The sequence below is a fragment of the Weissella sagaensis genome (assembly GCF_005405285.1).
Taxonomy (GTDB): domain Bacteria; phylum Bacillota; class Bacilli; order Lactobacillales; family Lactobacillaceae; genus Weissella; species Weissella sagaensis.
Map to the genome: position 1 here is coordinate 101,811 of NZ_BJDT01000004.1, position 22,419 is coordinate 124,229.

Sequence of the window (22,419 nt, forward strand, 5' to 3'; positions counted from 1 at the left end):
TAACCAGGCTAATCTCCTAGTATACGCACACCTTGAACCGTTACATTAACACTGCTAGCAACAATGCCTAACATCACATTCAAATCATTTTTCACACGTGCTTGTACACTTTTTGAAATTTCGGAAATCTTCAAGCCATACCCAACAATAATATGAACATCTACTGTGACGCCACCATCTTGTTGACGAACAACCACGCCCTTTGAGAAGCTATCACCATTTAATATTTGATTTACACCATCACGCAATGGATTTTGGCTTGCCATACCAACAACACCATAATTATCAGTTACAGCACCACCAACAATTGTTGCGATGACATCATTTTCAATTTCAATTGCACCTTGTGCTGTTTGGATCTTCACTGCCATTAGAATGACCTCCATATTAAGCTATATATTATTTTACCACATGTGCTGATCATTTAATTTATCTATGAACCATCACAATCATGTTTATTAATATACAAATGCTAGGTAAAGAAAAAAGCTACCAAACGGTAGCTTTAAATTCTTATACACGCTCAATTGAACCGTTCTTCAAACCAGCCTTCAAAGTACGAGCTGATAGGTACACCTTCTTAGGTGCTGAACCGTTAATCTTAACCGTCACTTTTTGCAAGTTTGGCTTCCAGCTACGACGACTTGAGTTAAGGGCGTGTGAACGTTGGTTACCGAAACGAGTACGCTTTCCATTGACTGCATCAACTGCCATATGTTTACCCTCCAATCTTAAGCTCTTTTAATTCAGTGCTTTTATTTACTTGAATAATAATACCAAACCCTTGCACAATAAGCAAGGGTTTTGTGTAAAGTATTTTTACTTTACACTTTTATTGCTCCGCAGTTTGACCAATTAAGTCTCGACTTTGTATCACTGCGACAATACCACTTTCGAACGAGAAATGATTTTCATTCCCCACAAATTCATTAGATGAGAAGGAAAATGGATTACCTGACCAATCTATTAGCTGGTACTTTTCATCAACTAATGTCAAACCAGTAACAGGTGTTAATGGCATAAAGCCAAGATATTTCATATCTGGATCTTTCATAATTTTATGCTCTCCAGGTAAATAAAAATCAATTCGATTAATCCGATCAATAATCGTGACTTTTTGAACAATATTTTCAAACCTAGTTTGTGTAAAAATCCAAATATTAGATAGTAATTGATCAATCCGGCCACCTGTCGCACCATAAATTTCAATTTTATCAGGATTATATTGTTCTTGAATTAAAGTTAATAATAATTCAGTATCTGTATCATCTTTTTCAGGCTTTACACTAACAATATTAGGCAATTTTTCAATAACATCTCGCCGTTCTTTTAATGTAACAGAGTCAAAATCACCAACTGTCAAAATTGGTGTTTGTCCCAACGCCAACAAGCGTAACGACCCTCGATCTGCAGCAGCCCAAGGGCCTGATAATCGGCCAGCTTTTAAGCTATCAGGCCATTCAGAAATTGGACCACCAACTAACAAACGTATGCGTTCCATCAATCCGTGGTAACCGCCTTCAAGCGGGCGATTTTAGCGGCTGGATCTACTTTATCATAAACATATGAACCGGCTACTGCAACTGTTGCGCCAGCTTCGTATGCTAACTTAGTCGTTTCATCATTAGCACCACCATCGATTTCAATATCAAAATCGTAGCCCTTTTCTGCTTTAATTTTTGCCAATGTTGCAATTTTATCAATTGTTTCAGGCAAAAACTTTTGACCACCAAAACCTGGATTAACAGTCATAATTAATACTTGATCAACCATGTGTAGCACAGGCTCAATCAAAGAGACTGCTGTACCCGGATTAATAACAACTTCTGCTTTAATACCATGCCCTTTAATTTGTTGCAAAGCACGATGGATATGATTTGTAGCTTCATAATGCACACCAATAATATCAGCACCTGCCTGGGCAAATTCATCAATATAACGTTCAGGATCAACGGCCATTAAATGTACATCTAAAATCATCTTAGTTTTTGGGCGCAATGCTTTTACCCAATTAGGACCATATGCAATTGATGGCACAAACAACCCATCCATCACATCAATGTGTAACAATTCTGCCCCAGCTTCTTCAACTGTATGGACATCACGTTCCAAGTTCAAATAATCTGCAGCTAAAATTGATGGTGCTACCTTAATTGTCATAACTATTTCCCTCTTTAATGTATTATTTAATGTTTTTTATCATGTTTATTATAAACCGGGCGACGACCTGCAATCAAATCATAGAACAATTTATAATTATCATAACGTGATGCCATAATTTTTCCCTGAGAAACTGCTTCTTTAACAGCACAATTGGGTTCATTTAGATGAACACAACCTCTAAACCGACAATTACGAGCATAATCGTTTAGTTCACGGAAATATTGCCCCAATTCACGAGCAGGCATATCGAAAACTTCAAATGCTGAAAAGCCAGGTGTATCAGCAACTAAACCGCCATATAATTCAATTAAAGAAACCTGACGTGTCGTATGTTTTCCACGACTTAATGCTTGCGATACTTCTCCCGTTGCCAAGTTAAGTTCTGGTGAAAGATGATTTAACAAAGTACTTTTTCCGGCCCCAGTTTGTCCCATTAAAACCGTTAGTTTATCTGCTAAGAGTTTTTTAACAGTTTTTAAACTTGTCTGATCAAAAGCCTCATCAGGCCAAACAACTTGGTAACCAATTTCTCGATAACCAGCAACAATATCTGCAAATGAAGCCATCTCTGCTTTAGTTAATAGATCTGTTTTTGTGAAATAAATAACTGGTTCAATATTTTTTTCTTCTAAAGCAACTAATTGACGATCTAACAAATTGCTTGACCAATCTGGCATTTTAACCGCTGTCACAACAATAACTTGATCAACATTTGCGACCGGTGGTCTCACAATACTATTTCGACGTTGATCAATTGCTAAGATATAACCTTCTTTAGATGTCTGGGCACTAAACGTTACCCAATCACCAACTAATGGTTTTAAATCTTTTTTACGGAAATTGCCACGTGCTCGTGTACGAAACAAAGTACCTTCAGCCGTTAAAACATCATAAAAGCCAGCTAATGCCAACTGAATTTGTCCATGGTATTCTGCCATCAATTCTCCTATCTAAATATGGTTAATCATCATCTGAATCTACAGAACTTGATGATTGTGACACTGGTGGTGTTGATGTACTGTGCTCTTCGTTCGCACTGGTTGTCTCACTTGACCCACTGCTTTGTGAAGATTCACTGGATTGCGCTGGCTTCTCATCGTCGTCATCATCCGATACACTCGATGAAGTCGATGCCGAGTTTGACGAATCCTGTCTAGATTCTGAAGGTCTTTCTTCAACAGAACTTGACGTAACAGCTGGACCTTTTGACAAAGTCACTAACATTGTCTCATTCTTTGAAACTTTAATTCCAGGCGCAATTGATTGTGACACAACTTTTCCTCTTGTAATGCTATTAGAATTAACACTATCAAAATTAATCATTACACCATTATTTTGTGCCCATACTAAAACTGCATTTTGTGATTTACCTGTAAAGTCAGGAACCGTATGTTTCTTTGGCCCCTTTGAAACACTAAATTTCACCTTTGTTTTATTAGGTAAAACCCGATCTTCAGCATTAATATTTTGTTCAACAATATAGCCCTTAGGCACGGTATCATCTGCAATTTTCTTTTGGGATACTTTATACCCCTTATCTTCTAATTGTTCACGGACGGAACTATATTTTTCATTCACATAATCGCCAAATCTTACTTTTGCTGACCCCTTTGATACAACTAAGTTAATCACTGTATTAACTGGCACAGCCTTATTACGTGTAGGATCGGTTTTAACAACCTTCCCTTGCTCAATTGTATCAGAACGTGTTTCAGTAATGTCGCCAACCTTTAAGCCATCTTCTTTAATGGTCTTTATAGCATTTGCTTGTGTCATTCCTTTTACATCAGACACATGTACCTTGTCTGGTTGCATGGCACCGTAGATAAAAAAGCCAACTAATAACGCTACAATCAAAATGATTACACCTAAGAAATAGCGACGCTTTTTCCTGTTGGGTTTGGGCTTAGGTGTTACTTTAGCAGACGTTGTTTGTGATTTTAACGGTGTTTGTTCAGCTGTTGCTTTTACCTCATTTGTACTTGTCTGGATTGGTTGTTGATTAGCCTTAGATTGAATATCTGCGAGTGGAATAATTTTAGTCACTGTATTATCTTCTGACGTTATATCCGAATCATGCCACCTAGGCTCGTTAATGCGATTGGCTGATAAGGCTGTTGCAAGATCTTCTGACATAGCTTGTGCAGAAGCATAGCGACTCATTGGATTTTTAGCTGTTGCTTTAAAAATAACATTTTCCAAAGCTTGGGGTACACGTGGATCAACATCACGGACCGATGGCATTGGACTTTGCGTATGTTTCACTGCAATGGCAACAGCAGTCTCACCGTCAAAGGGAACATGACCTGTAATCATTTCAAAAAGCATAATGCCTAGTGAATAAATGTCACTACGATTTGATGCAACATCTCCACGTACTTGTTCAGGAGACATATAATGGACGGATCCAATAGCCGTATTAGTCTGCGTCATCCCAAATGAACTTTGCGCTCTAGCGATGCCGAAATCAGAAATTTTTGCTTCACCATCATTACTAATTAAAATATTTTGGGGCTTTAAATCCCGATGGATAATACCTGCTTGATGCGCTACAGCTATTCCAGCTAAAATTTCACGCATAATATCAATTATGCGACTAACCGGAATGGGCCAGTTCTGTGCAATATAACGTTTTAAATCCATCCCCGCAACAAACTCAGTTACCAAATATTGGGAACCACCCTCTTCACCATAGTCATACACTTCAATAATATTTGGATGTAATATTGATGACGTAGCTTCAATTTCATTACTAAAACGACGCCGTGTTTTTTCATCATCTTGCATATCAAAGCGCATTAATTTTAACGAGACATCCCGATCTAAAATAATATCATGTGCTTGATAGACATTGGCCATGCCACCCTCACCAAGTGATTTGATAATGCGATAACGTTCACCAATTAATTGATTTTTTCGCATTAGTTAACCTCACTTTCTTGATGACCAATCAGCACAGTAACATTGTCTGATCCACCTGTCTCATTGGTTAGGGTAATTAATTGTGTTACTGCCTGCGAAATTTCAGGTGCAGCCAAAATTATTTGTAGTATTTCTTCATCACTAATATGTTTGGGCATACCATCCGTAGTCATTAAAATATAATCATCCGGCTGAATACTAATTGCAAACAAATCAGCTTTTGAATCTTCTGTTACACCTAACTGTCTTGTAATTAAATGACGTCCTGGATGTGTAACTGCTTCATCTTGTGTGATAGCACCCTCTTGTAGTAATTCGTTCGCTAAATTATGATCTGTTGTTAATTGGCGCATTTGTTTTTGACGAATCACATAAGCTCTGGAATCACCAATATTGGCAACAACCATCTCATTAGCAAAAATGACCGCAACAACCAAAGTTGTCGCCATCCCATTTAAAGTATGATAACGCTGTGCCGTTTGAACAATTGTGTCATTTTCACTATTAATATGATTAACCAACCACTGTTTGGCATCATCTACTGTGGTAATACGAGCCTGTTCCCACTGATTACCAATATGTGATACTGCCATCGTAGCTGCGACATCACCACCGTTTTGACCACCAACACCATCAGCAACAATGGCAAGTTGGATTCCCGATTGATTAATAAAAACACTAACATAATCTTGGTTGTCGGTGCGCATGCGCCCAGTATCAGATGCATAGGCAATTTTCATATTTTATCATCCCTTCATAAATACACTAGTTACCTTTTATTGCTTAACTAATGTTGCGACGAAAAAACCATCAGAGCCAAAATCATCTGGATAGATGTGTAACATACCACGTTCATCTAACACATCTAAGTCTAATGATGTCTGTGTCGGCACTAACTTAAAATCATTATGATCCGCCAAAAATGCGTCGATAACATCTTCATTTTCAGGCTTTAATATGGTACATGTACCATAAACTAGTCGACCACCTTTTTTTAGTTTACTTGCCACGGCATCCAAAATAGCTTTTTGAATTTTTTGTAATTGATAACTATCATCAAGTGACTTTTCGTAACGAATTTCAGGCTTGCGTCTCAATAATCCAAAACCTGAACATGGTGCGTCCACTAAAATACGATCAAAGGTTTCATCCGCAAATTTTTCATCTACTTTTCGTGCATCTAAAACTTGTGTTTCAATACGATCAGCAACATGTAGTCGCAAAGCATTTTCTTTAATTAATTTAGCTTTATGCTCATGAATATCTAAAGCTGTTACCTTACCACCTTGGGTTGCATCTAAATATGTTGCTATTTGCGTTGTTTTACCACCCGGTGCAGCTGCTGCATCTAATACATAATCAGTTGGTGTCACTGCCAAACTTGGCACCATCAGCATGGCCGATTCATCTTGCAATGTTAATAATCCATCTTTAAACAATTGTGAACTTGCAACGTGTCCACCTGAAACCAATAATGCATCAGGCGTTACCTGCGATGGTTCAACATTAAAACCTGCTGCTTCCAACAGATCGGTAACCTCAGAAATTGTGGTAACGGCATGGTTAACCCGAACTGATTGTGCCGGTGATTCGTTAATTGCACTGGCAATGGCGACTGTTTTTTCCCATCCCAATTGATCTTGTAATGTTTGAATCAGCCACAATGGCAATGATGCTTGTATAGATAATTGTTCAACCGGATCATCAATGCTTTTAATGTCTGGTAGGCCTTGCCGTTGAACAGCATGTAAAACACCCGTAACAAACTTACGAATACCATCATGTCCTCGCCGCTTTGCGATGTTAATAGCCTCATCAAAAATAGCATGGTCTGGAATTTTATCTAAATATTGCATTTGGTATAAAGAAATAAACAATAATTCACGTACCCATGGGTTCAACTTCTGTGGTCGTTTAACAAAAGGTGTCAACCAATATTCGAGTGTTAGCCGGTGTTGAATCACACCGTAAACCATTGTTGTCATTAAATGAACATTTTTTTCTGATAAATTAGCTTGTTTAATAACACTATTTAATTGCAAATTAGAATATGCACCATTGTTAACTTTTTCTAGTACACGCACAGCTAATGCACGCGAATTAGTTTGCTCCCAATTCGCAATTTTTTGATTCGTTTTATTACTCATGTGTAATTACTTGATCTCCTTGTGCAAATTTAGCATGACCATTTAAATAGGCTGTAATTGCCATTTTAGGTTTTCCAGCTGGTTGCAGCTCATCAATAGCAATTACCTTACCATCTCCTGTAGCTAACCATAAATCATGCTTACCTTTTTTTACCACCGTTCCTGGTAAAGCAGTTGTCGTTTCATCAACCAAATGTGTTTGATGAATTTTTGTCCGCACGCCATTAATCGTCGTATGTGCAATTGGGAACGGGTTTAATCCTCGAACATGATTGTGAATCATTTGGGCTGATTTTGTAAAATCTAATATTTCTTCTTCCGGCTTAATATTTGGTGAAAATGTGACTTCATCTGGATCTTGTGCAACTGGTTTAATTCTACCAGCAATCAAATCAGGCAAAGTCTCTAATAGTAAGTCACGACCCAAATCACTTAATTTATCAAATAAAATACCTGTATTATCAGTTGATAAAATTGGTAACTCTTTTTGTGCAATAATGTCACCAGCATCCATGGCTTTAACCATATACATAATTGTGACACCTGTTTTATCGTCACCATTTAAAACAGCATAATGGATTGGTGCACCCCCACGATACTTTGGCAACAGCGATGCATGTACGTTAATTGCTGCAATCTGAGCCGCATCTAATAGTTTTGTTGGCAAAAATTGTCCATATGCTGCTGTAATAATTAAGTCTGGGGCTAAATCAATAATTTGCTGCATTTCATTTGAACCAGATAATTTATTAGGTTGCAAAACAGGAATACCTGCTTTAACAGCAACTTCTTTAACAGGTGTAGGTGTTAAAATATGCTTACGTCCAACTGGACGATCTGGTTGCGTTAAAACTGCCTGTACATCATAATCTGGATTGTCGACTAGGCTTTTTAAAATTGGGACTGAAAAATTAGGGGTCCCCATGAAAACGATACTTGTCATTTTTTAACTCCTCTATTTATATGTATGATAATACCATTTAATTAATGGTTATTATCTAAATGCCTTTAAATAAAATTAGTTGGTTCACGATCAATCATAATTGTGACACCTTGTCGTTGCAATTGTTGTCCTTTATGCATTAATTCTGTTAATGCTTGCATTAAATGTTGATCAAACCGATATTTGATAACCACACGATAATAGTATTTGTTTTTTATACGTGAAATCGTACTAGGTGCAGGGCCTAACATAATCGTGTCTTTTTCTACAATATTTTTTAACCAGTTAGTTGTTTCAAATGCAAACTTAGCTGCTTGATCAACTTGTTCATGCGCAAATTTAATTTGGACCGTAAAATAGTATGGCGTGTAGTGCCAAGCATGCCGGAGTGCCATTTCTTGATGATAAAAGCCCTCATAATCTTGATTTTTGGCTAACTGAATAGCATAATGCTCTGGATTAAAGGTCTGCAAAATGACATTACCCGGTTTTTGTGCACGACCTGCACGACCTGAAACTTGTGTTAATAACTGAAAGGTTCGTTCAGAAGCTCTAAAATCTGGTAAAGTCAAAGTGGTATCGGCATTTAAAATTCCTACTAACGTGACGTTTGGAAAATCCAATCCCTTTGCAATCATTTGTGTTCCCAAAAGAATATCAGCTTCCTGATTACCAAATGCTGTCAACATTTTATCAACGGCCCCTTTTTTACGAGTGGTATCAACATCCATTCTTAATACACGAGCTTGCGGTAATACTTCTTTTAAATGTTCAACAACTTTTTGTGTACCTGTTCCAAATTGTCGAATTCGTTTAGAACCACAAATTTTACATTGATGTGGTATTAATTCATTATAACCACAATAATGGCAAATCAAGCGACCAACATCTTTATGAACCGTTAAAGCAACATCACAATTGACACATCTGGGTGTGTACCCACAATCACGACAAATAATAAAATTAGCATAACCACGTCGATTTAACATTAATACAATTTGTTCTTGTTGATCTAATTTTTCCTGCATACTATCTAATAATTGTGGTGAAAAAACATCGTCGTTATTATATTTTATAGACTCTCGCATATCAACAATCTCAGTAGTTGGTAATACACTCTGTGTCGCTCTCTTGGTTAATGATAAAAGCTGATACACCCCTTTTTGTGCTCGTGCACGACTTTCCAGTGATGGCGTTGCAGATCCTAATAACAGGGTTGCACCATAATATTCGACACGCCACTGTGCAACGTCACGCGCATGATACCGTGGATTATCATCTTGCTTATATGAAGCTTCGTGCTCCTCATCAATGATGATTAATCCAATATTGGTCAACGGTGCAAAAATTGCTGATCGTGCACCAACAACCACATGCACTTCACCACGTTGGACTCGTCGCCATTCATCATAACGTTCCCCATCTGATAGCCCAGAATGCATCACTGCCACATCGTCACCAAACCGACTTTTCACACGACGCACCATCTGAGGGGTCAATGTAATCTCTGGTACTAACATTAACGCTGTCTTACCCGCAGCTAGTGCTTTCGCAATAGATTGTAAATAAACTTCCGTTTTACCAGAACCAGTAACACCCTCCAACAAAAACGTTTGTGTTTTTGGTTGTACTATATTCGCTATTATTGCTGTATACGCCTGCTTTTGTTCATCATTTAATGGTAGTGGCTGACTAGGTTGCACCGGTGTCTGCAATTTTGGAATTCGATATGATTCCATTTGACGCTGTACCAACCATCCTTTATTTTCTGCTTGTTTAATAACAGCATAATCTAAATGGTGACGGTTAATAACATCTTTTACTGGAACAAATTTTTTAGGAGCCTGTAGTAAAAAGGTTAACATCCGTGATTGTTTTACTGCTGACGGCCTTAACCGTTCTAATTGATTTTTATAAAAATCGGCATCTTTAGTTGGTTTTAAAACATTTACCATCTTAACTTTAGCGCGATTCTTAACCAAATAACCAATTTCAATGATATGCTTTTTTTGTAGTTTTAGTAATTGCGGTAGTAGTTCGCTATCAACATTGTCGCTATCAAATGGTATTTCACCTCGATCTGCAAATAATAACGCAATCTGTGGCCAGTCGCTTAATTGATCAGGCGCCAATAATCTTAGTACTTTACCGTACTTGGCCCGCATAACATTTGGCAACATCGTTTGTAAAACACTAATTTGAAAAGCAAAGTTATATTCTGCTAACCATGATGCTAATTGCAATAACTCATCGTTTAATACGGGGGTCATTTCAACTACTTGCATAATCTCTTTTAATTGTTCTGTTTGTTGGGCGTCTTCTTTAATACCAACAACAAATCCTTGTACTAAACGATTTCCTTTTCCAAAGGGAACAACAACACGCATACCACGCCTTAAAATTTCTAACATGGGTGCTGGTATACGATAAGTATATGGTCGATTAGTTTGCATCGTTGGCACATCAACAATTACTTGCGCATACATAAATAGTTCCCCCTTTTTTAAAAAAGTTTATTCAAAAGAATAATCACATACCCCATTCTACCAGAATTAAACCTATCGTGGCTTTTAAATACTCCAAAGAAAAAGCCAGAACTTTTCAGTTCTAGCTTTAATTGTTTGTTTAGTTTGCTTGTAATGTTTGCACATCGCGAGCAATCATTAACTCTTCATTCGTAGCAACCTTCAAAACCTTGGCTGTTGAATCTTCAGATGAAATGATCACCTCATCATCACGCAATTCATTTTTCTCAGCATCTAGTTTAATACCCATAAATGCCAACCGATCAATGATTGCTTCACGTACATTAGCAGCATTTTCACCAATACCTGCAGTAAACGTCAATGCATCAACACCACCCAATTCAACATAGTATTGACCAACATAACGAACAACACGGTCGATAAACATTTCAATTGCTAACGCTGCATGGTCATTTGTGTCTTCAACTTCTTCCAAATCACGCATATCTGAAGAAAGTGATGACACACCTAACAATCCTGACTTTTTATTCAAAATATTAAGCATTTCATCATTAGATAAACCTTCACGATTTTGAATGTAATAAACAAGAGAAGGATCAACATCCCCTGTACGAGTTGCCATCGCAACACCAGCTAATGGGGTGAAGCCCATTGATGTGTCGAAAGACTTACCATCTTTAATTGCTGTAATTGATGCCCCAGCACCTAGGTGCAAAGTAATAATTTTTAGATCTTCTAATTTCTTACCAAGGATGTCAGCCGTACGTTGTGCAACGTACTTGTGTGACGTTCCGTGAGCACCATACTTACGTGCACCATACTTTGTGTAATACTCATATGGCAAAGCGTAAAGGTAGTTCTTCTTTGGCATTGATTGGTGGAACGCCGTATCAAAAACAGCAACTGACAATGCGTTAGGCAACAACTTTTGGAATACACGAATTCCCAAAGCCTCTGAAGCGTTGTGCAAAGGTGCATAATCAGCCAAACGCTCAATTTTGTTTAGTACTTCGTCGTCAACAACAACCGACTTGTTAAACCACTCCCCACCTGCAACGATACGGTGACCCACACCAGTAATTTCTGAAAAGTCTGCAATAACTTCGTGTTCTTTCAATTGTGCAAGCAAAAGATTAATTGCAGCTTCGTGATCCGCAATATCTTGTACAACTTCAAATTTTTCTCCATTATACTTCAAAGTAAAGATTGAATCGTTCATTCCAATACGTTCTACTTGTCCCTTTGCAATCACCGTTTCTGCTGGCATTTCAAATAATTGAAATTTTAGTGATGATGATCCAGCGTTAATCGCCATTGTTTTAGCCATGTACACTTATCTCCTCTTTCCTGACGGAATTCATAATTATCTTATAATGAGTATATCATAAAATAGGCCAATTCGTTAAGCCTAAGATTAACATAAACCCTTGATACTAGTGCATGTACACGTGATTTGCTTTCATCCAATCTGTCAATTCTGTCACAAAGTTTTTATTTTCAGCTTTGTCAGATAATGTCGGTGCTTTAGCCAACATGACTGGTTTTGCTTGACGGGAATCCCCCCCTGAACGTTGCAATATCAAGATTACTTTACCCATTTTAGGGTCTTTGAATAGATTATTTGGTAGTTGAAGTAAAGCTTGGAAATAGACATCATCTGTTTGTATATAACGTAACAAAGATTTACTTTGATCACTTTCAAATAAGTTTGTAGGTACCGTCAAAATAACTAACCCACCCGGTTTTACAGCAGCCACGCTTTGTTCAATTAACAAATGGTGAACAAAAGTTAATCCTTTTTCAACCCGTGTTTCATATTTCTCTGGTGCTGTTTTTGGATAATAACCAACAGGCAAATCACCAACCACGATATCAGCATCATTTTGCATAGACATTGTGACACTATCAGCTAGTGTAATATCCCACTTTTCTTCTAGTAAGGCAGCAACGCCACTCGCAACCGTTAACATCGTGTCATCATTTTCGATACCAATAGCCTCAACACTAGTACCCTTGGCTTGTAATGATTGACTGACTGTGGCCATTAAATTACCGGTTCCCAATGCTAAATCCTTAAGTGTTACGTCTGTTTTTTGACCAATAAAAGCACTTGCAATTAAAGTCACCCACATACCAATAGCATCTGGTGTTACTTGATAATTAGCCTGTAAGCCATCTTGATGAATGGTCCCCACTAATAAAAATTGTAAAACTTGACGTTTGTCAGTTTTACTTAATGCTCCAAAATCAGCTGCCGTAACATCAGCTATAACACTTTGCTTTTGCTCATTAGTCAAGCCTTCAAATTCTTCATCAGTTTGACCAAGCATCATTTCAAACAAGATAATTAAAGCTTCAATTGATGCACCATCAATGAACTCTGTTATTTTTTTTTGCGCAGCTTGTAAGCTCTTTACGCTTTTTTCAATCGCTTCATACATGTTAATTACCTCATCTTTCATACAGAGACTAGTTTAGCTAGTTTCTAACGGACTGACAAGGTGCATTAGTTACTTATTTTGGGAACCTTTACAATTAGATATTTACTAACCCTTACATAATAAATTTTATCGTCTATCATAACGACTCGTGGCAATTTATTACTTTGCGACTCAACCTGCAATTTTTTTGTCCGCCGTACATAATTAACTGCCTCATATTTATGTGACCAATAAAGATATTCTCGATCTTGCATCATTTGATAATGCATTTGGCTTCCCATCCAGAGCATTGCTGCTCCAAGCAAACTAAAACTCAATATAACGATTTGACTGAGCATGAATCCCTTACGTCGTGTATTCATTAATATAAACTTCTTCCTTAAAAACTGCATCGTTAGTAAATATTAAGGTTATTTGGTATAAATGTGGCGCAATTTTTTTAAAACCAACATGTTTAACATGTCTTAAATACGACATAAATTTACCATTATAACGATATAAGCATAGACAATACCCTCTGACGCCTAATTGATAATGAGTATTAGTCTTGGTATTGAATATCGTTAAGTCATAATCGCTAATCTCTATGACACGGTAATGCATTGCATCAATTTCTAATCGTTTTACAAATTGATTCACTAATACCTTTTGTATATCAGTCTTTTGATGCTGTTTTACTTGTTGCAATCCTTGCGATGAAATAACCAAGACAAGTAAAATACTGCTGAAAATAAGCAATGAAATCATACACTCAACTAAGGTAAAACCTCGCCTTTTAACCATGCTTGTTGTTCCTGATAATATTTTTGTTTAATTTTAGCAATCCTTACTTCATTTTGACGATCTTGTTGTTGAACCATTTCAACAACCGTTAACAAAATTGTAACTACCCCCACAATAATCGTCATGCCAACCATTGCTTCTACTAATAAAAATCCTTTACGTTGTAAAACGATACGTACCACCTCCTAATTGAAAAATTAAACTAACATATTTTTTCGTTTTTACATTAAAAAATCTAATCGTACCAGCTGTCACATATGTTTTTTTCCAACGAATTTTAGTATAGTTATCTGCTCGCCAATTAGTGGGTAACGTAATTTCTTCATCCCCAATAAAAATGGTTTGTTGTCGACTTAATATATCAAATTCAGAAAAGTACCCAAGATTCGCTTGTTGTTGCATTAACAGATACTTTTCCTGAAATTCAGTTTTTACACACTGCCAGTCACGATCTTGCTTATCGGTCACTATTATAATAGGGATTGAAATTAACAGGCCGATCATTAGGACAACAATGGTTTCAACCAACGTAACCCCTTTGCGAATCATCCTACTTGCCTTGAACAACAACGCGATCTCCCTTAATTTCAAAATGTGCTCGTCCCATTTGCTGTACTTGTGCAGACGTTAAATAACCAGAATTCATTAATGTTGATAACGTTATATCCTGTCGTTCTGTATCATTATGGGCAATTCGATACATATTTACCTGATTTTGCAAAGTATTAAATAATACTGTTTGTTGCTTTTCTTCAGCCATTTTTCGAATATTAAATACGTTTGGGTAGATCAGCACTACTAATAATCCAACAATAAATAAAGTTGTTACAACTTCAATTAATGTAAATCCTTTCCGTGTACGGACACGACGTTGCATTTTAATCATTGGATAATACCTCCCATACTTTGATACATTGGTACAAGCGTTAAATAATACATGCCAATCACAACCACACCAATTATTGCAAAACAAATCGGTTGAATGAATGTCATATATTTTTGAATAAGTTCATCAAGTAATCGAAACTTACGTTGTGCTAATATTTGGAATTCTTCACCAACTTGATATTGTGGTTGCCCACGTGTAAACAGTAACGAACATTCTTTGGGTAATAATTCTAATTCCAAAATAAATTGGTCAATGGTGCGCCCATCACTTAATGCTCGCCATGCCTTATCACCGATATAAGCTGTTAATTGATACTGTCGTGCTTGTTGCGCTCGTTTAACAATTGTCGATAGTTCCACGCCACTAGTTAACAATAATCCAAGCTGCAAGCAAATATAATACTCAACACTAAGTTTAATCACTTTACCAACCAATGGTACTTTCATTAATAGTTTTAAACGTTTATACCATGATTGTTTTTTATAATAAAAAATGCCACTTACAATACTTACAGTCCAACCTATCACCCAATAATAAGGCTTTTTTATATCTAATAATTGTAAATTAACACCCAATTGTTGCAATTCTGGTAATAAAAATATCACGAATGCCGCTAACATAAATCCTAATAAAATTAATAACACAGCTGGATACAAAAGTACTTGTCGTAATTTGCGATATTGCAATAAGCGATCACGTTCACGGTGCCCCAATGCTTGTAATAATTCTACTAAGCGCCCATGGACAGCTGCAAAGTCTAATTGCTGAATTAATTCTTGCCTGACATATGGGGTCATTACTTGTGAAAACGTTGCCCCTGCTCGCAATTCCACTAAAATTAAATGTATTTGTTGCTTTGGTATTTTTAACAATACTTGTACCATTTTTAACGCATTTTCTAAATCATAACCCACTGATAATAAATAACTTAAATTCTCAAAAAATTCCGCTTGCCTTTTGCGCTGCCACATGATTTTTTTCTTCATTTTTTAACTCCACCAATAAGTTATCAATTTTATCACCACTGGTAATTTCCAATTGTACATAAGACGATGTCGATTGATAAATCATTTTTTGATAACCCAAACCAACTAAAATTTGTTGTAAAATATCTGCTGAAATACCAAATGATCGCAATCGATACCAAATACCCGTAATTGACATAGCATGTACTGTACTTAAAATAAGGTGACCACTTAAAGCTGCTTGCGCAACAATTTGCGCCGTACTAGCATCTCGAATTTCACCAATAATCATGACATCTGGATGATGACGTAGCGCTAGTTTTAGTAATTGTTCGTAACTCATATTTGCCGCATTATTGACCTGAAGTTGTAAAAAATCTGGTGCAACCAATTCGACTGGATCTTCAATAGTTAAGACCATTTTATTTTTTAAATACTTTGAAGCAGCATGATACATCGTTGTGGTTTTACCAGAGCCCATTTGCCCTGCTAACAAAATCAAACCTTGCTGTCGTCTTAATAAATGACCTAATTCAGTCATCTGATCGGCAGGCAGCCATTGTAAAACAGCATCTTGCATATCGTAAATTAAGCGAATGACAACAGATTCACGATTTAAAAAATCCGCAACACTAGAAATTCGTAAATACAAGGACTGTTCATTTAATAAATACTGCCAACGTCCTAATTGCGGTCGACGAATTTCGCTAATATCCATACAAGCCGAAAATTTAATATGCCGAATGATAGCTTCACCACAATCAGTATTTAACTGACCAATATTTTTTAAACCATTTATTGCATAAGTTAATACCTGAAATCCTTCTTGATTTGTCAAAATATAAATGTCACTAACATGGTCACTTGCCGCTTGCTTCAATATGTCGTAAAACGTTTTTTTATTTGCACAATTTTTTAACCTCCTAACATATACAATGACGTTAGTCTGATAAAAATGTCCAAAAAAAATTTCTCAAAAGTGCTTGTACACCTTTGAGAAATTCAAATAATATTTAATTTAGCGCCATTACAACGAAATTCAAAATAAACAATATTGAAACGAACCATAAGATAATGCTAATTTCATTGAACTTACGTCTAACACTCTTAATCAAAACAAAGAAGATGAATCCAGCAGCAATACCATACGAAATTGAATATGAAAATGCCATAAACGCTGCTGTAAAGAATGCAGGAATCGCAATTTCAATGTCATCCCAATCAATCAGCTTAAATTCATTCATCATCATAATCCCCACAACAACTAGGATAGGCGCGGTTGCAGCACTAGGAATAACGTTAACTAATGGGGCAGCAATAATTGAAAATAAGAATCCAATCGCAACGACAACTGCCGTTAGACCCGTACGTCCACCAGCTTTAATACCAATTGATGCTTCAATAAAGGTTGTCGTATTTGACGTTCCAAAAATACCTGCAAACATTGTTGCAAATGTATCTGCAACTAGTCCACGATCCATTTTTGATTTAAACCCTTTATTTTCATAGAATTCTTTTTGATCTGCTGGTGAAAAAATACCAGTTGAAATACCCGTACCAATAAACGTACCGATTGCATCAAACAAACCAGAAAGGCCCATTGAAAAGACTGTTAAAATGACGATTAAAATATCTTTTGGTGACGTAAACATTGACCATAATCCATGTGAGCCTAACGCTTGCCCAAAAATAGATCCAAAGTCATGGAAAGTTGTTGAAAATGCTGATAGACCACTGATGTGTGTATTCGTAACACCCATTGGTATACCGATTAAAGTTGTTACAAATACTGAAATCAAAAAGGCACCTGGCACATTTGCAATTACTAACAAAACTAGTAATATCAAACCAATTAATGCTAGTAACACAGATGGATCAGTAAAAGAAGTTAATTGCGGTGTAGTTCCCCCATTAGCTGTTAAGGTCTCAACTACTTTAGCACCGCCACCGTCAAACGGTTTGTTATTTAAAGAAATGATATTTTGGCCATCAACTAAAAAGTTAATAAAGCCAGCATTTTTTAATCCAATATATGCAATATAAAGGCCAATTCCAGCTGCGATGGCATGCTTTAACTGCACTGGAATTGATTTAACAATCAAAGAACGTACTTTGGTTAACGTAATAATCACATCAACTAAACCAACTAAAAATACCATTCCCAATGCCTGTTGCCAAGTGTACCCTAACCCAAACACAATTGTATAGGTAAACATAGCTTGCATACCAATTGAAGGTGCTAGTGCGTAAGGTAAATTGGCAAATAACCCGGTAATTAAAGTCCCCGTTACAGCTGTTAAAATAGTTGCTAAAAACACGCCTTGACTAGGCATTCCCGTCAATGCAAGGACTGACGGATTTAAAAAGATAATATAAGCCATCGCAACAAAAGTCGTCATACCGGCAATGATTTCAGTACGTACATTTGTATTGTTTTCTGATAGCTTAAAGAAACGCTCCAACATAATAAGTTCTTCTCCCTAAAAAATCATGTCAACGTCATTTGAAAACATGACCCATCCAATAGAGAGTTTCATATCAAAACATGTCGCATATACACGATCATCCATTAATTCTCTTATGTTTAAGTCTGTGGCAAAACACGTTAACGACTTTATTCAAATAAAATTAACCATATCTCTAAATTAGAAAATAGTCAATTCTTTTCAAAAAAAAAACTTGTTTTAATAACAAGTTCTTTGTTGAATTATTCAGCTGTTGTATAAACGGCTTGAACATCTTCGTTTTCTTCAAGCTCAGAAACCAATCCTGCCAATGATTCTTGCTTATCTTCAGGCACTGCCATTGGATTTTGCGCAACCATTGTAACTTCATCGTTAACCAATACATAGCCCTTTTCTATTAGTGCATCACGTACTTCTGGAAAGGCCTTTGGCTCAGTATATATTTCAAATTGTTCATCAAATGTTTTCATATCATCTGCACCAGCATCTAACATATCTTCAAACAATTGATCTTCATCAATTTCAGTATCTTCATCACGCTCAATTTCAATGTAACCCTTACGATCAAATTGGAATGAAACTGATCCTGATGTTCCTAATTCACCACCAAAGTGCTTGAATGAAGCACGAACAGATGCAGCTGTACGGTTAGTATTATCCGTTAGAGCTTCAACTAAAACAGCAATACCAGCCGGTCCATAACCTTCATAAGTCAATTCTTGATAGTTAGCACCATCTGCACCAGAAGCTTTGTCCAAAGCACGTTGGATATTATCTTTTGGCATGTTAGCTGCTTTTGCTTTGTCAATAACCAAACGCAAACCTGAGTTTGAATCTGGATCAACACCGCCTGCTTTAGCTGCCGTGTACAAATCACGAGCTAACTTTTGGAAAATCTTACCACGCTTCGCATCTTGGGCGTTCTTACGTCCTTGGATGTTATGCCATTTACTATGTCCTGACATTTCAGAAACCCCTTTTCTATCGAAAATTTATCGTCTTATTTTACCATATAAATTAAGTGTTTGCCAGTTTTTCATTATTATTTGGCATAAAATCATATGGTGTTAATCCTTCTAAACCAATGTTTGGATCAATACTATTTTGTTCAATTATTGCCACCGTTAATACGGTATCCGTGGTCACCGGATTACTTGTCACGTCTTTATCTCGCAAATTAATTTCATCATGTTGCCTACCCACAGGCTCATTCACTTCTAAAATGTCTTGTTGTGAGCTTTTGACTGGTTGTGTATCATCTTTTTTCCCAGTCGCATATTGTAAAATACGCGCCTGTAAATTTGTATGCCGATCCACACCTAAAGTTACAACAGCTTCTTGATAGGCACTTAACTGGCCAATTAACACAAGTGACTCACTTGCGCGCGTTAGACCCGTATACAATAAATTACGTTGTAACATTCTAAAAAAAGCATCTACAAGCGGCATAATGACTAATTTATACTCAGTACCTTGTGATTTATGAATTGTTGTGGCGTAAGCTAAAGTAATGTTTTGCCAATTTTCACGCGTATAAATGACCTCACCTGTATCAAAATCAACGACCAATTTATCTTTTTTATCCGGGTTAGACTTATCCTTGGCTAATAAAACACTCGTAATATAACCAATATCACCATTAAAGACATTATTTTCTGGATCATTAGCTGTTTGCATCACTTTATCACCAACACGATAATTAAATGATTGCTTATCCTTTTTTATATTAATAGATTTTTTCTTGCTTGTTGCTGGATTAAAAATATTTTGAACAATTTCATTTAAGTGATTTACACCTGCTTGTGTCCGATACATTGGCGCCAAGATTTGCATGTCTGCAACTGAATTCCCCTTGTTTTTCCAGCTTTCAGCAATTTTTTCAACTAATTTTGGAACCGTATTAACATTAGCTGGGAAAAATGATCGATCAATTTGTTGCTCCGTAAAATCAGCTGGTAAACGTCCATTCTTGACTTCATTTGCCAACGAAATAATTGTAGATCCCTTCCCTTGACGATGGATAGTTTCTAATTCACGATAATTCAATAAACCACTCGCCAATAAGTCATAAAAAACGCGGCCCGGTCCCACAGACGGCAATTGGTCCTTATCTCCGACTAAAATAATTTGCATATCTGCTTGAACAGCTGATAACAATATTGCAAATAATTGCGTATCAACCATTGACATTTCATCAATAACTAATAAATTACCTGATATTTCTTCAATGTCAATATCATTAATATTAGCTTCACGTCCCGTAATACCTAATAAATGATGTATTGTAGTTGCCGCCATCCCAGTTGACTCTTGTAATCTTTTAGCAGCTCTACCTGTGGGCGCAGCTAAATGAATACTATCATCAATTTGATCAATTTTTAGGCCATCAGCTCGTAATAGCTTTTTCAAAGTTGCCACAACACCACTAATAATTGTAGTTTTCCCGGTTCCGGGACCACCCGTCAAAATAAATAATTGATTAGTTAACGCTGCAATAATAGCTTCTTTTTGTGTTGCATCATAAGTGAAATCGTTAGCAGCCTCTACCTCGCTTAATACGTCTACGACTTGTTTACGTGAATAAGTTGATTTACTTTGTTGTGTTAAATTAACTAAACGTTCAGCTATTTGATTTTCTGCTTCATATATTTCTTGGATGTAAAAATAACTGCCATCAACCACCACAATCCCCTCAGAGGTTAAAGTCAATAATGCTTTTTTTAGCAACTCATCTGTCACAATAGTTTGTTGCCCTTTATCTAACAACGCTTTCGCACTGCGCAATAATTCAGGTAACACCATATAAGTATCACCTGAATTAAAAGTTTTATTATTAATGGTCTCAATAACACCTGCTTTAATCCGACGCTCATCTAAAGGATCTATACCTTCTTGTAAAGCAAACTGATCGATGCGTTTGAATGATACACCGTCAATATCTCTAACCAACTGGTACGGATTATCTTTTAATATTTGCAGTGTACTCTTTTGGTATTTTTGGTATATAGCCATTGATAAAGTTGATCCGAAGCCAAAATCATTTAACGCGATAATCGCTCGTTCCATCCCATCAGCTTTAGTCAATTTATCAGTAATAACTTGTTGTAGGTCTTTTGAAATGTTTAGCTCATTTAATACATCAGCATTATCCAAAATTAATTCAATTGCGTTAACACCCAATTCGTCAACAATTTTAGTCGCTGTTGCTTTTCCAACTCCCGGGAAATTTTCACTAGATAAATATTTGACTAATCCTGAGGTCGTACTAGTTGCTTGTCGATGATAATTGTTAGCAATAAATTGTATACCGTAACGGGGGTGCTCTTTCAATTGACCAGTAAACTCATAACTAGATCCAATTTGAATATCCCCAAAGCTACCAGTAATTGTTATCTCATCATCATTGTATTCAAAATTTTTATCAGAAATTTCAAGTCGTAATACTTTATAAAACGAATCTGATGCTGAGAATAAAACTGTTTGTATTTGACCCGTTACTTGAGGAATTAAAACCATTTCATCTTCTAGCATATTATTCTGGCTTGATTCCATTCTTCTGACTCCCTAACATAATTGTGATTAATTCATCTAACCGACTAGCATCTTGTTGATATTGTTTTGAATTAATCTGCTTAGCCTTCATTAACCATGGATTGTCTTTAGGCATCGTTACTTGTGTAATCAGTCCTAGGCCAAAGTTAGCAGCATAATTTTGTTCATCTAAATGCAATACTGATTCAAAAACTTTTTTGGCATTTGACAAGTCACCCAAACTCAACCAAATATTCCCCAATAAAACTTGGATTTTTATATCATGCGCATCTTGCTGCGCAGCAGTTAAGGCAAACACTAGTGCTTGTTTAAATTTATTTTGTGCATAAAAGCTTTGCGCTTGCATCACAATAGCATCATGTTGTAATTTTTCATCAGTAATTTTATCAAAAAAAGTCGCAGCTCGTGCGTAATCAGTTGCTGTATAATAAACGTTTCCAGTTGCATATAATAACGCTTGTTGTGCTTGATTATTATCTTTAAACAATGACAAACTTTTTAGTGCTAATTCTTCGGCTGTAACCAGTTCATCAGTAACTGTTAGTAAACTTATCAAATCAACATATGCCTGCCAATGATTTGGATTTTTAGAAATATCTTGAACTAAATCTTTTATATTTTTTTGTACCTTATCATCTACATTAGACATTTGCTTTCTCCATT

23 protein-coding genes are annotated in these 22,419 nt (G+C 36.4%); all 23 read right to left on the reverse strand.

Annotated features, from left to right (window positions below; translation table 11 throughout):
• Positions 1 to 8: 8 nt before the first annotated feature.
• Positions 9 to 371, reverse strand: a complete 363-nt coding sequence (locus FFM55_RS05310; protein WP_042493369.1) for an Asp23/Gls24 family envelope stress response protein — start codon at positions 369 to 371, stop codon at positions 9 to 11.
• A 142-nt stretch (positions 372 to 513) separates the two neighbouring features.
• Positions 514 to 714, reverse strand: a complete 201-nt coding sequence (gene rpmB / locus FFM55_RS05315; RefSeq protein WP_003609111.1) for a 50S ribosomal protein L28 — start codon at positions 712 to 714, stop codon at positions 514 to 516.
• Positions 715 to 832: 118 nt separating this feature from the next.
• On the reverse strand, positions 833 to 1,501 hold the full coding sequence (locus FFM55_RS05320) for a thiamine diphosphokinase (RefSeq protein WP_042493366.1): 669 nt from the start codon (positions 1,499 to 1,501) through the stop codon (positions 833 to 835).
• Complete coding sequence (gene rpe, locus FFM55_RS05325) at positions 1,501 to 2,160, reverse strand: ribulose-phosphate 3-epimerase (RefSeq protein ID WP_042493362.1); 660 nt, start codon at positions 2,158 to 2,160, stop codon at positions 1,501 to 1,503. The genes FFM55_RS05320 and rpe overlap by 1 nt, the downstream gene beginning before the upstream one ends.
• Positions 2,161 to 2,186: 26 nt before the next feature.
• A complete protein-coding gene (gene rsgA, locus FFM55_RS05330) occupies positions 2,187 to 3,101 on the reverse strand; it encodes a ribosome small subunit-dependent GTPase A (RefSeq protein ID WP_042493361.1) in 915 nt (304 codons plus the stop codon).
• 22 nt (positions 3,102 to 3,123) lie between these two features.
• Positions 3,124 to 5,085, reverse strand: a complete 1,962-nt coding sequence (pknB, locus tag FFM55_RS05335) for a Stk1 family PASTA domain-containing Ser/Thr kinase (protein ID WP_042493360.1) — start codon at positions 5,083 to 5,085, stop codon at positions 3,124 to 3,126.
• Positions 5,085 to 5,825 (reverse strand): Stp1/IreP family PP2C-type Ser/Thr phosphatase, encoded by a 741-nt coding sequence (locus FFM55_RS05340; protein ID WP_042493358.1) that lies wholly within the window; start codon positions 5,823 to 5,825, stop codon positions 5,085 to 5,087. Before FFM55_RS05340 ends, pknB begins: the two co-directional genes overlap by 1 nt.
• A gap of 36 nt (positions 5,826 to 5,861) precedes the next feature.
• A complete protein-coding gene (gene rsmB, locus FFM55_RS05345) occupies positions 5,862 to 7,232 on the reverse strand; it encodes a 16S rRNA (cytosine(967)-C(5))-methyltransferase RsmB (RefSeq protein ID WP_042493356.1) in 1,371 nt (456 codons plus the stop codon).
• A complete protein-coding gene (fmt, locus tag FFM55_RS05350) occupies positions 7,225 to 8,175 on the reverse strand; it encodes a methionyl-tRNA formyltransferase (protein ID WP_042493353.1) in 951 nt (316 codons plus the stop codon). Before fmt ends, rsmB begins: the two co-directional genes overlap by 8 nt.
• 65 nt (positions 8,176 to 8,240) lie before the next feature.
• A complete protein-coding gene (gene priA, locus FFM55_RS05355) occupies positions 8,241 to 10,661 on the reverse strand; it encodes a primosomal protein N' (RefSeq protein WP_042493352.1) in 2,421 nt (806 codons plus the stop codon).
• A 139-nt stretch (positions 10,662 to 10,800) separates the two neighbouring features.
• Complete coding sequence (locus tag FFM55_RS05360) at positions 10,801 to 11,988, reverse strand: acetate/propionate family kinase (RefSeq protein ID WP_042493351.1); 1,188 nt, start codon at positions 11,986 to 11,988, stop codon at positions 10,801 to 10,803.
• Between the two features lie 106 nt (positions 11,989 to 12,094).
• On the reverse strand, positions 12,095 to 13,102 hold the full coding sequence (locus FFM55_RS05365) for a class I SAM-dependent methyltransferase (protein WP_042493349.1): 1,008 nt from the start codon (positions 13,100 to 13,102) through the stop codon (positions 12,095 to 12,097).
• 65 nt (positions 13,103 to 13,167) lie between these two features.
• Positions 13,168 to 13,464: a hypothetical protein gene (locus tag FFM55_RS05370; RefSeq protein ID WP_137600650.1), complete on the reverse strand. Its 297-nt coding sequence runs from the start codon at positions 13,462 to 13,464 to the stop codon at positions 13,168 to 13,170.
• Complete coding sequence (locus FFM55_RS05375) at positions 13,448 to 13,885, reverse strand: type II secretion system protein (RefSeq protein ID WP_081839315.1); 438 nt, start codon at positions 13,883 to 13,885, stop codon at positions 13,448 to 13,450. Before FFM55_RS05375 ends, FFM55_RS05370 begins: the two co-directional genes overlap by 17 nt.
• Entirely contained in the window at positions 13,858 to 14,067 is a 210-nt protein-coding gene (locus FFM55_RS05380; RefSeq protein WP_137600651.1) for a hypothetical protein, read from the reverse strand. Before FFM55_RS05380 ends, FFM55_RS05375 begins: the two co-directional genes overlap by 28 nt.
• Complete coding sequence (locus FFM55_RS05385) at positions 14,042 to 14,413, reverse strand: hypothetical protein (protein WP_137600652.1); 372 nt, start codon at positions 14,411 to 14,413, stop codon at positions 14,042 to 14,044. The genes FFM55_RS05380 and FFM55_RS05385 overlap by 26 nt, the downstream gene beginning before the upstream one ends.
• Before the next feature lie 22 nt (positions 14,414 to 14,435).
• A complete protein-coding gene (locus tag FFM55_RS05390; RefSeq protein WP_052348425.1) occupies positions 14,436 to 14,771 on the reverse strand; it encodes a competence type IV pilus major pilin ComGC in 336 nt (111 codons plus the stop codon).
• Positions 14,768 to 15,760: a type II secretion system F family protein gene (locus FFM55_RS05395; protein WP_042493343.1), complete on the reverse strand. Its 993-nt coding sequence runs from the start codon at positions 15,758 to 15,760 to the stop codon at positions 14,768 to 14,770. The genes FFM55_RS05390 and FFM55_RS05395 overlap by 4 nt, the downstream gene beginning before the upstream one ends.
• Positions 15,711 to 16,619: a competence type IV pilus ATPase ComGA gene (comGA, locus tag FFM55_RS05400; RefSeq protein WP_275667569.1), complete on the reverse strand. Its 909-nt coding sequence runs from the start codon at positions 16,617 to 16,619 to the stop codon at positions 15,711 to 15,713. Before comGA ends, FFM55_RS05395 begins: the two co-directional genes overlap by 50 nt.
• Positions 16,620 to 16,752: 133 nt before the next feature.
• Positions 16,753 to 18,204, reverse strand: coding sequence for an NCS2 family permease (locus tag FFM55_RS05405; protein ID WP_081839314.1), 1,452 nt, complete (start codon positions 18,202 to 18,204; stop codon positions 16,753 to 16,755).
• Between the two features lie 242 nt (positions 18,205 to 18,446).
• Positions 18,447 to 19,169 (reverse strand): YebC/PmpR family DNA-binding transcriptional regulator, encoded by a 723-nt coding sequence (locus tag FFM55_RS05410; protein WP_042493341.1) that lies wholly within the window; start codon positions 19,167 to 19,169, stop codon positions 18,447 to 18,449.
• Between the two features lie 52 nt (positions 19,170 to 19,221).
• On the reverse strand, positions 19,222 to 21,756 hold the full coding sequence (gene recD2 / locus FFM55_RS05415; RefSeq protein WP_042493340.1) for an SF1B family DNA helicase RecD2: 2,535 nt from the start codon (positions 21,754 to 21,756) through the stop codon (positions 19,222 to 19,224).
• Positions 21,737 to 22,405, reverse strand: a complete 669-nt coding sequence (locus tag FFM55_RS05420) for a tetratricopeptide repeat protein (protein WP_042493337.1) — start codon at positions 22,403 to 22,405, stop codon at positions 21,737 to 21,739. The genes recD2 and FFM55_RS05420 overlap by 20 nt, the downstream gene beginning before the upstream one ends.
• Positions 22,406 to 22,419: the final 14 nt, after the last annotated feature.